The following is an 11,759-nucleotide window of genomic DNA, read 5'->3' as shown; positions in this document are numbered from 1 at the left end:
GTGGGGATCGACCCACTCCGGGCCGCCCGGGCCGCGTTGCTATCCGCGGGGTCCGGACGCTTTTCGGATAGCTTGGAAGACATGCCCATCTGGTCGAAATCAGCACGTGACAATGCAGGGAAGAAGGCGGTCGTGCCGGAGCAGGACCAGCGGGACGCGGCAGGAGCGCCCGCGGAGCAGCCGCAGGAGGACCGGCAGGTCGCCGCCTCGGGACAGCAGCAGCCCGCGTCGTCGTCGCCGCAGCAGCCGGCGTCGCCCGAGGGCTCAGCAGCGCAGGACTTCCTCGAGCCCTGGCTCGACGGTCTCGGGCCGCAGGCCAGCGGGGACACCCTGCTCCACTTCCGGCCCTCCGCCGGCACCAGCATCGACCTGACCCACGCCCACCCCTCGGGCCTGGCGCAGCTCCTCGCCGGACGCCGGACGAGGCTGTCGACCCTCCTCCGCGACCCGGTGCAGTACAGCGCGGCGAAGGCCGCCGCCCGCGCCCTCCGCGCGAAGATCTTCGAACTCGGGACCGAACGCGGGATCGACGTCGGCTACCTGGCCGCAGGCACGGCGTCCTGGCGCTCCGTGGACGACTCCGGACGCTCGCAGACCCTCAACGCGCCCGTGCTCCTGACCGCCGTGTCCCTGACCGTCCACGCGTCGCAGGACGACTACGAGCTCCAGATCACCGAGCAGGCGAGCATGAACCCGGCACTGGTCCGGCACCTGCGGAACCAGCAGGGCCTCCAGGTCGACCCGGCGGGCATCGCTCGCCTGGCCTACGGGACAGCCCGGTTCGATCCGCATCCCGTCCTCGAGCGCATGCGCGCCCTCAGCGAGGGCGTGCGCGGCATGTCGGTGGAGCACCGCATCCTCGTGTCCACCTTCGCGGACCTCGCCGGGGTGAAGGGCGACCCGGCCCTGCGCCCCGAACACCCCGTGCTTGCGGCACTCCTGGCATCGGCGCAGGGCCAGGAGGCGGCCGCCCCGCTCACGACGGCGGCCGATGGCCTCTCGTTCCCGGCACCCGACGAGCGCGACCCGCAAGACGAGCTCCTGATCCTCGACGCGGACCGCGCCCAGCAGGAGGTCCTCGACCTCGCGTCCTCCGGCGTGAGCGTCGTCGTGGCCGCCCCGCCCGGGACGGGCCAGACCCAGACGGCGCTCAACCTCGCGGCCAGGTCGGCCGCCGCGGGCCGTCGCGTGATCATCGCCGCCGAGCGTCGTGGCACGCTCAATGAGTTCGTCCAGGACCTCGACGGCCTGGACCTCGGCTCCCTCGTGCTCCAGCTCGGCAGCCAGACCGGTCCCGCCCAGCTGCGCGAGTCCGTCATCCGGGCCCTGGTACGGAACGAGAAGGCGACCGAACCGTCGCTCGAGACCCTCCATTCCACGCTGACCGACCACCGGCACCAGCTCATCGAGCACGTGCGCAGCCTCCACGACGTGCGCAGCCGCTGGAGGTGCTCGCCCTACCAGGCGATGCAGTCCCTGGCCGGACTCACCGCGCTCGACCCGGCGCCGTCCACCACGGTGCGCCTCAAGCGCAGCGTCCTCGACTCCATCGCCGACCGCAGGGAGCTCACGGAGCGGCTCCAGCGGGCCGCCGAACTGGGCAGCTTCAGCAAGGCGTCGACCGAGAGCCCCTGGTACGGTGCGCAGCTGCTCAACCGCAAGGAGACCGAGCACGCGCACGGCCTCGCCGAGGAACTCGCCACCGGGATCCCCGAGCTGCGCGGCGAGGTACAGCGCGTCGCGGAGCATTCGCACATCACCCTGGGCGACAGCTTCAGGGAGTGGGGGGAGCAGCTCGAGCTGCTCCTCGCCGTGCGGGGCAGCCTCGACAAGTTCACGCCCGACATCTTCGACCGCCCGGTGACGGACCTGATCTCGGCCACCGCGCCGTCGTCGTGGCGGAAGGAACGCGACATCGAGATGAGCTCGATGACACGCTCCCGCCTGCGGCGCGTCGCCAAGGAGTACATCCGGCCCGGCGTCCACATCTCCGACCTCCACAGCTCGCTGCTCGAGGTGCAGCAGCAGCGCACGCTGTGGACGCGCTACGCCCTCACCGAGCGGCACCCCTCCGTGCCGACCGGGCTGGCCGAGATCCATGCCTCCTACCGTGCCGTCGAGGGACGCCTCGCGGAGCTCACCGCGACCCTCCGGCCCACGGCGGAGCACCCGGACCTCGCCGGACTGCCCCTGGACGCCCTGGAGGCCCTGCTGCGCGACCTCGCTGCGGACAAGGACACGCTGGAGACGCTCCCCGAGCGCACGCTGCTCCTGGACGAGATGCGCGAGCAGGGTCTCGCGGAGCTGCTCACCGACCTCGCAGCCCGCGAGGTGCCCGCCGACCGCGTAGGCGCCGAGCTCGAGCTCGCGTGGTGGCAGTCCGCCCTCGAGGCCATGATCAGCGGGGACGACTACGTCGCGATGTCCGACGGCGCGAGTCTCCGCAAGCTCGAGGCGGAGTACCGGCTCGCCGACAACGCGCACATCGCCTCGGGACCCGCCCGGGTCCGCTGGATCCTCGCCGAACGCTGGCGGGCCGCGGTCGAGAGCCACCCCGAGGACGCCGGGAGGCTGCGCCAGGAGCTGAAGGACGGCACCCTGACACTGGAGGTCTTCGCGGCCCTCCACCGCGACCTCGTGGCGGCGCTGCTGCCCGTCTGGGCCGTGAGTCCGCTGACCATCAGGGGCGCAGTGCCGGGGGACTACCGGTTCGACACCGCCGTCATCCTCGACGGCGAGTCGATGTCCCTGCAGAGCGCGGTGCCCTGCGTGGCGCGTTCCTCGCAGGTCGTGGTCTTCGGTGACGACCGCCTCGCCGCCCCCACCCGCTTCAGCATCGAGGTGCAGTCCGCCGACCGCGCCTCCGCCCTCGAACCCCTGCCCAGCGCCTTCGACGCCCTGCGCTCCGTCCTGCCCGTGCGCGGACTGACCGAGGTGTACCGCGGGGTGGACCGTGGCCTGGGGACCTGCCTCAGCGACTCGTTCTACGACGGCAAGCTCACCCGCCTGCCGCAGGCCTCCGAGGTCACCGGGGAGGGCCGCGGGCTCGTGGTCGAATACCTGCCGAACGGCACGGGCATGCCGAGCTCCGAGCACGACGGCGTGGAGAGCGTCGATGTCGAGGTCAACCGCGTCGTCGAACTGGTCTTCGAGCACATCCGCCACCGTCCGAGCTCCTCCCTCGCCGTCGTCACCGCGAGCTCCCGGCATGCCGCCCGGGTCGGGGAAGCCATCCGGCTGCAGATGGCCGAGTTCCCGTGGGCCGCGGAGTTCTTCATCCCGGGCCGGGAGTCCTTCCGTGTGGTTCCGGTCGAACGCGCCGGCGGCCTCGTCCGTGACGACATCATCTTCTCCCTCGGCTACGGCCGGACCCCCCACGGGCGTGCCCTGCACTCCTTCGGTCCGCTGTCCGGCCCCGACGGGCGCCGCAACTTCGTGATGGCGATGACGCGCGCGCGCCGGCTGCAGCACGTGCTCACGTGCTTCGAGCCCTCCGACCTCGACCCGGAGCGCCTCACCGCCGGTGCCCTGGACTTCTTCGAGCTGCTCCAGCGCGAACTCGGCGGCGACGCCGGGCAGGTCACGCCGGTGTCCGGGAGCAATGAGGACCCGCTCGTCGCGGACCTCGTGGACCGGCTGCGGCACCGCGGTGCCGAGGTCTGGGACCACTACGCGGGTGTCCTCGACATCGTCGCGGTGCGGCCCGCCGATCTCCGCGCGGACGGGAGTGCCGCCGCCGCGCAGGACGAACGCCCGGCCCCCCTCGCGATCGAATCGGACGGGACCGGCCGCTACAGGTCCATGTCGGTGCGCGAGCGCAGCAGGCTCCGGCCCCAGATCCTCGAGCGCATGGGGTGGCGCTACATGCCGCTGTGGACCATCGAGGTCTTCACGGACCCGGATGGCTGTGCGGAGCGCGCGTCGGCCCTCATCGGGCTGCCGCCCCGCGGGTCCGCGGACCAGCCGAACTGACGGAAGGACCCGCACAGGATGAGCCACGACGGACAGGACCCGGAACGCGCCGTCAGCGCGGGCCAGGATCCCCGGATCGACCCGGCGCCCGCCCCCGTCCTCCCTGCGACTGCCGGGGAGGACGACCCCAGGTCGTGGGGGGACACCTCGGACGATCATGACGCATGGCTCAGGGAGCAGCGGCCCCCGCACTGGGGCTGAACCCCGGTGCGACCGGAGGGGGACGTCGCGGCGCCGCGGGCGCCGGCCCGTCCTCATGAGCCGTTCGTGAGGACGAGGTGGACGTCCCCGGAGCTGGGCGCCCCGGCGAGCGTCGCGGCGTCCTCCGGACGCGCGGCGACGACGACGAGCCCGCCGTCGTCCCCCGCGCCCGGCCAGGTGCCGCTGCCGGCGTCCGGCGCGGTCCACAGGACGGCGACCGACCGGGCGAGGACCGTCGAGTCGCCCGCGACGTCGTACCCGTTGCCGGTGCTGAGGATGACGTCCACCCGCTGACCCGGGGCCAGGAGCTGGACCGTGGCGGCGTCGGCCGGACGGAGCGGCACCGCGACGGTGCCGGGCGCCATCCCGGTCAGCAGGCCGTCGCCGACGAAGGCCGTCGCGGCGAGCGGGAAGCCTTCCGGCAGGGGAGTGGCCAGCTGCCGGCCCACCACCTCGTCGGCGTGCTGGAAGGTACCGGCGGCGACGGCCTGGTCGGGGATTCGGACGATCGACACATCGGCATCCGTCAGGACGGTCCCGACGGCGAGGTCGTGGGCGGCACTGACGACCGCCGTCGTCGGATGGTCCTCTCCCACGACCGCCTCGACGGCGACGCCGGCGGCAGCGCACAGGAGAAGGCAGGCCAGGAGCCTCCTGCGGCGGTGCACCAGGCGGTGGAGGCGGTGCCGGAGGGACGCGCCCCGGGGGCGGCGGACGGTGTGCATGGACCGACGCTAGGCGGGCGGTGAACCGCCCGCGAGGCCGTGGTGCCGCTATGTGGACATCAGTCGACGCCGGCGACGCGCGCCCGGCGTCGCACGACGGTCAGGAGGCGGCGCGGTCTGCTCCCGCCGCGGCCGGGGTGGCCGACGCGGTGGAGGAGGAGCCCGTCGATGCGCCGGCGGTGCTGGACGCACCGGAGGTCTCCGAGGACCCCGACGACGGCGACGCGGGAGCGGTCTTCGCGTCCGTGCTCGACTTCGTGTCACGGGAGTCGTTGCGGTAGAAGCCCGAGCCCTTGAAGACCACGCCCACGCTGTTGAACTTCTTCCGCAGGGCGCCGTCGCAGACGGGGCAGACGGTCAGCGAGTCGTCGGAGAAGGACTGCTGGATGTCGAAGGTGTGGCCGCAGTCCTTGCAGGCGTAGGCGTACATGGGCATGGAGATCCTCCTGGACAGGCTTCGTGGTCCCCGGCCGGCACGCTTCCAGTGACGACTGTTGGCACTCTCCGGGGTCGAGTGCCAGTCTACACCGGGGGCCGGCGTGCCTCGAAGCCCAGCAGCCCGTCCGCGGTGAAGGTGCCCTGGAGGGGTTGGTCACAGGGCTCGACCGGGACGGCGCCCGCGGGCAGGATCTCGGAGCGGTAGACCGCGCCCAGTCGGGGAACGGCGCCGGGCCGCCCGAGCGGATGCCGGGCGAGGAACCGGTCGTAGTAGCCGCCGCCCTGGCCGATCCGGTGACCGGAGCGGTCCACGGCCAGGGCGGGCACGAGGACGAGGGCGACGTCCTGGAGCTCCTCGAACGACCGCCGCGCGCCCACGGGCTCGAACACCGGGGCGCGCACGGAGCGCTCGAGCGCGACGCCGGGTGCCCAGGTTGTCCAGGACAGCTGGTATCCGCGCTCGCAGACGGGCACGACCACCCCGAAGCCCAGGCGGTGCAGTTCCCCGAGCAGCGGTGCGGTGCCCGGCTCAGGGTCGACGCCGAGGTAGGCGGCGATCGTGGCGTGGCGGGACGGCGTGCCCCCGGTCGGGGCGGTGGTCCTCTCGAGATACTGCGTCACGGAGCGGGCGAGGGCCCGCGACTGGTCCTGCCGGTCGAGCGGATCCAGGGCGGCACGCGCCTCTCGGAGCGACCGGCGCAGCCGGGCCTTGTCCGCGGCGGCATCCGTGGCGGGTTCGGTATCACGAGCAGAAGGCGTCATTCCACCATTGTGCAGAGCTCGCGGGAAGAGGGGGACCGTTATGTAATGTGGTGCCCATGACTTTGCGATCACGTGTGACTAAGGCCGTCATCCCCGCGGCCGGGCTGGGAACCCGCTTTCTTCCCGCAACCAAGGCGATGCCGAAGGAGATGCTCCCGGTCGTCGACAAGCCCGCGATCCAGTACGTGGTGCAGGAGGCCGTGGACGCCGGACTGTCCGACGTCCTGATGATCACCGGGCGCAACAAGCGTGCTCTCGAGGACCACTTCGACCGCGTCCCCTTCATCGAGCAGACCCTCGAGGACAAGGGCGACCACGACAAGCTCGCCGCCGTGCGGCGCCCCTCGGAGCTCGGGGACATCCACTACCTGCGCCAGGGCGACCCGAAGGGCCTCGGCCATGCCGTGCTGCGCGCCAAGCTGCACGTCAACAACGAGCCGTTCGCCGTCCTGCTCGGTGACGACCTGATCGACGAGCGCGACCCCCTGCTGACCACCATGATCGAGGTGCAGGCGAAGACCGGTGGATCCGTCGTCGCCCTGATCGAGGTGGATCCCCAGCAGATCAGCGCCTACGGCTGTGCGGACATCACCGAGATCGAGGGTGAAGGCCACGTCCGTGTGAACCACCTCGTCGAGAAGCCGGCCGTCGAGGACGCGCCGTCGAACCTCGCCGTGATCGGCCGCTATGTCCTGCACCCCCGTGTGTTCGACGTACTCGAGACCACCGCGCCGGGCCGCGGCGGCGAGATCCAGCTGACCGACGCCCTGCAGACCCTCGCCAGTGCCGAGGGCGAGGGGTCCGGCGTGTACGGAGTCGTCTTCCGCGGACGCCGCTACGACACGGGTGACAAGCTGAGCTACCTGAAGGCCGTGGTGACCCTCGCGTCGGAGCGTGAAGACCTCGGTCCGGACCTCCGTGCCTGGATCAAGGACTTCAGCAAGAACATCCCGGAGTAGTCCGCCGTGTGGTCGGCAACCAGCTGGCCCGTGAACCTCAGGACCGGATCGCTGGTCCTGAGGCCCATCCGCCACAGGGACAAGGCAGCCTGGACGGCGTTGCGGCACCGCAACGCCGCCTGGCTCGCGCCCTGGGAGGCCTCCAACCCGGACCCGGAGGGCTTCCTGCCCACCTACCACCAGATGGTGCGCTCCCTGACGTCCCAGGCGCGGGCCGGGGCCGCGCTGCCGTTCCTCATCACGGAGCAGCAGCCCGGGTCCCGGGATGCACGCCTCGTGGGACAGCTGACGGTATCGGGCATCACGTGGGGCTCCGCGATGACGGCGACCCTCGGCTACTGGGTCGACGCCGACCGGGCCGGCCGGGGGATCGCGCCGACGGCGGTCGCGCTGGCGACCGACTACTGCTTCCGGGATCTCGGCCTCCACCGGATGGAGATCAACATCCGGCCCGAGAACCGGGCGAGCCTGCGCGTCGTGGAGAAGCTGCAGTTCCGCGACGAGGGCCTCCGCCCGCGCTACCTGCATATCGCGGGACAGTGGGCGGACCACAGGAGTTTCGCGCTGACCGCCGAGGATGTGCCACGGGGTCTGCTCGGCCCCTGGCTCGAGAACCGGGAGGCACCGCGGGAGTGAGCGCGGCACTGGATGCCGCCGGAGGCATATCAGCCGCCGACACACCGGCCCCAATGCGGGGGGCGGGCAGCAAGTGCTTCTACGGTTCTGAGTGTGGTCTTCTCTCTGGATAGCTCGTTGGTGCTCGCAGCAATCGTCGGCATGTGGCTGGTGTGGGTAGCACCGTTCCTCCTCGGCAGGACCACTCCGGCCCTCGCCGGGACCAGACGCCCAACGCTGAAGACCGGGACCCGTCGTCCCGGGGGGAGCATGATGACGATGACCGCGCCGCAGGACGATGCACGCCACCCGGAGACCACCCGGGACGCGCCCGGGACGAGGCCGGGCACGGCCGTGGTCCGGGCCGGCACCACGACGGCGTCCGGCCAGCAGTCCTTTACCCCGCGATGGGGACGCATCGCCGTCGCCCTGGCCGGTCTCCTGTGCCTCATCGGCACCGTCGTCACCCTCGTGCTCGGCGCGATCGGCTTCGTGTCCCTCCTCGTCCCGCTGGCATGCCTCGGCGGGACGGTCGCATCCGTCGCCGCGCTGAGGCTGCTCGCCGTCCGCGCCCGGCGGGACCGCGTGAACCGTGCATTCGCCGAAGCGATGGCACCTGTCCGGGGCCCCGCGCCCGAGGACGCCCCTCGGGCGGCCCCGATGCACCCGCAGACCCCCGCCGCGCCCCCGCGACCGACCCTCCTGTTCGACGCCCAGCAGACCCCCGCCCGCCCCCTCACCGCGATGGAGCGGCGGACAGCCGCGCTCGCCGGTGCCCACGGCTCATCCGCCGTGGAGGTCCGTCAGGCGGGACCGGTCGTGGCTGCACCCGCCGCGGTGCCGACCGAGCCCACGCTCGCCGCCCCGGCGCAGGGGTCCACGGCGTGGGCTCCGGTCGAGGTACCGCGTCCCACGTATGTCGATGCCGCGAAGGCCGAACGCCAGGCCCCCGCGCCCCTCGATCTGCCCGAGGCCCCGAAGGCCGTATCCAGGACGCCCATCAAGGCGTCGGAGGCCGCAGCCCGCGTCGCCGCGAGCACGGCCGGGACCACGGACACCGCTGACACCACGGTGACAACGGACGACGCCGCCCCCGCGACGGGTCGCATCAACCTCGACGACGTGCTGCAGCGTCGGCGCGCCTGACGGACCCGGCATGACACCGGCAGCGACCCCGGACCTGCGCGCGTAGCGTCCGGCCGGGATCGCATGAGGGCACGGGACATCCACGTCACCCGGGAGCAGGAAGCCATCGCACTCCTGGGCTCGGACGCGCCCGAGGACTTCCTGCGGCGCGTCCTCGCCGCCGCCGGATGGGAGCTCGGCACCTGGCAGCTCGCGTCCCTGCACCACCGGCCGGGGGCCGGGGCGACGGGCGTCTTCTCCGTCGAGGTCACCACCCCGGACGGCGGCATGCCCGGCAACGGCCCCGGGGCGCCTCCCGGGCCCGCGCCCACCCACGCCTGCATCACCTCCTGCCCGCTCCCGCATCCTCCCGGCGGAGTCACCGTGTTCCACCGGCGCGGCGTCGGGACCCTCTCGGCGTGGGTGCACCCCGACGATCCGCTCCTGCCGGGGCTCCCCTCGGCACTCGACCCCGACGCGGTCACGCGGTTCGCCTTCGGGAACGGGTACGGGGCCGGGGCGACACGGGTGGAGCTCAGGAGCTACCGGCCGCTACGTCGTGCCGTGGTGCTGGCACGTAACGGGGATGAGCGACGCTATCTCAAGGTGCTCCGGCAGCACGCGGCGGGGCCGCTCGCCGAGCGGCACCGGATGCTGCGGGCGGCCGGCGTCCCCGCTCCCGCCCTCGCCGCCGGACCGGTGCGGGACGTCGTCGCCATGCACGCGGCTCCCGGCACCCCGCTCGCGGAACTCCTCATGCGCGACGGCGCGGCCGGCGTCGAACCCGATGCGCTGCTGCGGGTCCTCGCCTCGCTGCCGACCGAGGTCCTCTCGCTCCCGGCGCGCCCGCCGTGGGCGTCCAGGGTCCGGGACTACGGGGAGGGCGCCGTAGCGGCGCTGCCGAAGGAGGCCGATCGCATCCGCCGCCTCGCTGCGGCCATCGACGCCGTCGTCCGCGCCAGCGACGGCGGCCCCGTCGTGCCGACGCACGGCGACTTCTACGAGGGGAACCTCCTGATCGAGGATGGGGCGGTGTCCGGGCTCCTGGACGTCGACGCGCTGGGGCCTGGCCACCTCGTGGACGACCTCGCCTGCTTCCTGGGGCACCTCGCCGTCCTGCCCGCGCTGCACACCGGATACGCGCAGGTGCCGGAGGCGCTGCGGCGCTTCCTGGCGGCCTTCGACCGCCGCGTCGACCCCGTGGCCCTCAGGAGCCGTGCGGCCGCCGTCAGCCTCACCCTCGTCGCGGGAGCACGACGCCGTGCGGATGGCAGCGAGGGCGCAGCGGCCGGGGACGACGGCACGCCCGAGGCGGTGTCGCGGCTGGAGGTGGCCGAGCAGTTCCTGGCCGGGGCGCAGCAACTCCGTGTCGCGCCCCGCCGGCGCCGGACTTAGCGTCCCGGAGGGGTCCTCAGGCGGACGCCGGGACGCCGACCCGGGTATCCATCTGCAGGACCGGTGTCCCGTCCTCCTCGGAGAGTTCGAGCCGGACGGTGACGTCCACGCCGGCCAGTGAGGTCAGGTGGGTGCCGCCGCAGGGGATCTCGGCGCGTTCCCCGGGCAGGTCGCAGACCCAGCGGCGCCGGTCGGTGAGTCCGCCGCCGTCGGTCCCGATGCTGATGGGGGCGCCGGTGGCCGTCCATCCGGCGAGCGTGGCATTCACCGCTGCGGCCGTGGCCCCGGCGTCGAGGTCCTCGAGGGAGAAGCCCTTCCTGCGCAGGGATCTGCCGAGGCGGTACCGGTCGACGGACGCGAACTCGCTGATCACCGTCGTGTCGATCGCCAGCGCGTCGAAATTCGGTGCGCCGAGGGCGTCGGCCGCCACGTCTTTCTTCCAGCGGCCGGCCAGCGCCCGGTTCAGGGCCAGTGAGGCGAGGTGGCACCCGGTGTGTCCGGCGGACACGGCGGCTCGCTGGGCGGCCTCGACCCGGACGACGGCGTCGTCGCCCTCCGCCGGACCGTCACCCTCCGCCCCGTCGATCAGATGGACGACGACGAACGCCCACCCCTCGGTGCCCTTGCGGACGGGTGAATCCGCACCGAGGTACAGGCTGGTGCCGTCGGTCGCTCCGACGACGCAGTCGGTCACGGCCCAGCTGCGGTCAGCGACCTCGAGCACGCCGCGGTCCGCGCCCTGGTCCGGCCAGGCATGGTCCACCGGGTGGAAGGCGGTGGTGTCGAGCAGGACCGCGTGTCGGCCGCCGCGTTGTTCCACGTGCAGGATCCGGGAGGCCGCTTCGGTGGCCCCGGAGGGGTAGGTGACGCGGGTGTCGGTGGTGGGCAGGGTCATCGGGGTCTCCTCGACGTGGTTCGTGCTCGGGCGCCACGTCGCTCAGGCGTCCGCGGGACGCTGGGCGAGGCGCTCGAGCAGGGGCTCGGTGCGGTAGGGGATGTGCTCGTGCAGGGCGAGGACGGTCTCGGTGCGGATGACGCCCTTGATCCTCAGGACGGACCGCAGCGCGGACTGCAGGTTGTGGGTGTCGGTGGCGGTGACCCTGCACCAGACGTCGCCCCGCCCCGAGATCTCGTGCACCTCGAGGACCTGGTGCAGGGTGCGGAGACCGGCGATGACGCCGTCGAGCTCGCGGTGGGACACCTCGAGGGTGACGAACGCGACGACGTCGTAGCCGAGCGCCTCCAGATCGAGTTCACGCCCGCTGCGGCGCAGCGTGCCGGTCCGCAGGAGCCTGCGGATGCGGCTCTGCGCCGTGTTGCGGGCCACACCGAGCAGCTCACCCAGTTCGCTCACCTGCGCCCGGGGATCCCTCACGAGCTCGAGCAGCAGTCGCAGATCGAGGTTGTCCAGCTTGCTCACGACGCTCACTTCCCATCAGTCGGTCTCCGCTGTGTTGCGCACCGCGCTCAAATATCAGAGCTGCAACGGAGCACCGCGGTCAATCCGCCCCATCCTATAGGGGGCCGTGCATGAGCGTGCCAGGAAGCGCCCGCTCCGGGCGCACGA

At 72.7% G+C, this 11,759-nt stretch carries 11 protein-coding genes; 6 read left to right on the top strand and 5 right to left on the bottom strand.

Translation table 11 applies throughout. From position 1 onward, the window contains the following. The first annotated feature begins 81 nt into the window (after positions 1–81). Together IWX63_RS02040 and IWX63_RS16685 are read left to right on the top strand one after the other, a co-directional pair. On the top strand, positions 82–3,972 hold the full coding sequence (locus IWX63_RS02040; protein WP_334685554.1) for a DUF4011 domain-containing protein: 3,891 nt from the start codon (positions 82–84) through the stop codon (positions 3,970–3,972). A gap of 18 nt (positions 3,973–3,990) precedes the next feature. Beyond that, entirely contained in the window at positions 3,991–4,173 is a 183-nt protein-coding gene (locus IWX63_RS16685) for a hypothetical protein (RefSeq protein ID WP_334685553.1), read from the top strand. 53 nt (positions 4,174–4,226) lie between these two features. Here the strand turns inward: IWX63_RS16685 and cpaB are convergent, their stop codons facing one another. The 3 genes from cpaB to IWX63_RS02025 form a co-directional block, all read right to left on the bottom strand. After that, complete coding sequence (cpaB, locus tag IWX63_RS02035) at positions 4,227–4,898, bottom strand: Flp pilus assembly protein CpaB (RefSeq protein WP_199276463.1); 672 nt, start codon at positions 4,896–4,898, stop codon at positions 4,227–4,229. Between the two features lie 100 nt (positions 4,899–4,998). Beyond that, on the bottom strand, positions 4,999–5,334 hold the full coding sequence (locus IWX63_RS02030) for an FmdB family zinc ribbon protein (protein ID WP_199276462.1): 336 nt from the start codon (positions 5,332–5,334) through the stop codon (positions 4,999–5,001). A gap of 86 nt (positions 5,335–5,420) precedes the next feature. Further along, positions 5,421–6,098 carry a 5-formyltetrahydrofolate cyclo-ligase gene (locus IWX63_RS02025; RefSeq protein ID WP_199276461.1) on the bottom strand — a complete coding sequence of 226 codons (678 nt, stop codon included), beginning with the start codon at positions 6,096–6,098 and terminating at the stop codon, positions 5,421–5,423. Positions 6,099–6,154: 56 nt separating this feature from the next. On the opposite strand from IWX63_RS02025, the gene galU reads away from it, so the two are divergent. The 4 genes from galU (at position 6,155) to IWX63_RS02005 (ending at position 10,192) form a co-directional block, all read left to right on the top strand. Then, positions 6,155–7,057 carry a UTP--glucose-1-phosphate uridylyltransferase GalU gene (gene galU, locus IWX63_RS02020; protein WP_199276460.1) on the top strand — a complete coding sequence of 301 codons (903 nt, stop codon included), beginning with the start codon at positions 6,155–6,157 and terminating at the stop codon, positions 7,055–7,057. 30 nt (positions 7,058–7,087) lie between these two features. Further along, on the top strand, positions 7,088–7,693 hold the full coding sequence (locus tag IWX63_RS02015; protein WP_442859080.1) for a GNAT family N-acetyltransferase: 606 nt from the start codon (positions 7,088–7,090) through the stop codon (positions 7,691–7,693). Positions 7,694–7,813: 120 nt separating this feature from the next. Next, entirely contained in the window at positions 7,814–8,818 is a 1,005-nt protein-coding gene (locus IWX63_RS02010) for a hypothetical protein (RefSeq protein ID WP_199276458.1), read from the top strand. A gap of 63 nt (positions 8,819–8,881) precedes the next feature. Continuing rightward, on the top strand, positions 8,882–10,192 hold the full coding sequence (locus IWX63_RS02005) for a phosphotransferase family protein (RefSeq protein ID WP_199276457.1): 1,311 nt from the start codon (positions 8,882–8,884) through the stop codon (positions 10,190–10,192). Positions 10,193–10,208: 16 nt separating this feature from the next. On the opposite strand, the gene IWX63_RS02000 is transcribed toward IWX63_RS02005, so the two are convergent. Both IWX63_RS02000 and IWX63_RS01995 read right to left on the bottom strand, forming a co-directional pair. Next, positions 10,209–11,087 (bottom strand): metal-dependent hydrolase, encoded by an 879-nt coding sequence (locus tag IWX63_RS02000; RefSeq protein WP_199276456.1) that lies wholly within the window; start codon positions 11,085–11,087, stop codon positions 10,209–10,211. A 42-nt stretch (positions 11,088–11,129) separates the two neighbouring features. Continuing rightward, positions 11,130–11,612: an Lrp/AsnC family transcriptional regulator gene (locus tag IWX63_RS01995; RefSeq protein WP_199276455.1), complete on the bottom strand. Its 483-nt coding sequence runs from the start codon at positions 11,610–11,612 to the stop codon at positions 11,130–11,132. Between the last annotated feature and the right edge of the window lie 147 nt (positions 11,613–11,759).

It is taken from the genome of Arthrobacter sp. CAN_A2 (genome assembly GCF_015752045.1).
Classification (GTDB): Bacteria; Actinomycetota; Actinomycetes; order Actinomycetales; family Micrococcaceae; genus Arthrobacter_D.
Note: the sequence above shows the minus strand (reverse complement) of the source record. Positions and strands in the feature narration are given on the sequence as shown.